Origin of the sequence: Mesorhizobium sp. M7A.F.Ca.CA.001.08.2.1 (assembly GCF_003998455.1) — a bacterium.
Lineage (GTDB): Bacteria > Pseudomonadota > Alphaproteobacteria > Rhizobiales > Rhizobiaceae > Mesorhizobium > Mesorhizobium ciceri.
Window position 1 is genome coordinate 1 of the sequence record NZ_RZPW01001217.1, and the last position, 1,062, is coordinate 1,062.

Here is a 1,062-nt window from a genome sequence, read left to right on the forward strand (position 1 = left end):
GCTCTGATCTCGTCGGCCTCGCGCTCGACATCCTCGATGCGGCGCTTGACCACGTCGCCAATGGACACGATGCCATCGAGCATGCCGTCCTTTTCCACCGGCAGATGGCGGAAGCGGCCTCGGGTCATGATCTCCATCACCTCGTTGACGGCGTGGTTTTCGTTGCAGATCTTCACTTTCGGCGTCATCGCCGAACGCACGGGGATATCGAGCGCGGCTCCACCTTCGCGGGCGACAACCCGGACGATGTCGCGCTCTGACAGGATGCCGACGATCTTGCGATCGCCATTGGTGATGACCAGCGCCCCGATCTTGTGCTCTGCCAGGATACGGATGGCTTCGCTAAGCTTTTCGTTCGGCCCGAGCGTCAACACGTCATGGCCTTTTCTCTCGAGAATTGCCTTAACCGTCATGGCGTCCTCCTCTGCTTTGCCTGCCGGTTCCTGCCCTGACCGGCCTTCACGTAAGAGTGAACATCGTGCGCCGTGATCGGTTGCATTTCAAGTGTGGTGGTCGGCCGTCTCCCATTCGGGCGCCTGCCATCTCCTGTCGAACCAGCGCAGGCCGAAGAAGCCGGCGACAAAGCCGCCAATATGGGCCTCCCAGGCGATCTGGCCGTCTACCCCCGGGGCGAAACCGAGCAGGCCGGTGGCGAGATTGATGACCATCCACATGGCAAGGAAAATCACGACACCGCGCAAGCGCAACACGAATGCGATCGGCAGCACCGGGCCGGCGAAGGCGGCCTTGCCGGCCGAACGATCGGTGCGGAAGCCAAAACGCGCCGCAGCCCCCATCATGCCTGATATCGCACCGGAAGCCCCGACCAGCGGCGCCTCACCGTAAGGATGCAGTGCCCAGAAAAGCGCGACCGAAGCCAGCCCGGTTGCGGCAAAGAACAGCGCGAACCACAGCGTTCCCAGACGGTTTGCCAATGGTGAACCAAACGCGGCGAGCCACACCATGTTGATGGCGATATGGGCAAAGCCGCCATGCATGAACGCGTAGGTGAAGGGCCGCGAAAACAGGAACCAGTCGAAGCCGTATTGCCCGGTGTAGAGA

General features: G+C 61.9%; 2 protein-coding genes. Both read right to left on the reverse strand.

Annotated features, from left to right (window positions below; translation table 11 throughout):
- A partial coding sequence (locus EN914_RS36300) for a CBS domain-containing protein (protein WP_164779212.1) occupies positions 1-413 on the reverse strand: 413 nt, incomplete at its 3' end.
- A gap of 87 nt (positions 414-500) precedes the next feature.
- The coding region (locus EN914_RS36305; protein WP_164779213.1) for a rhomboid family intramembrane serine protease at positions 501-1,062 on the reverse strand (562 nt) is incomplete at its 5' end.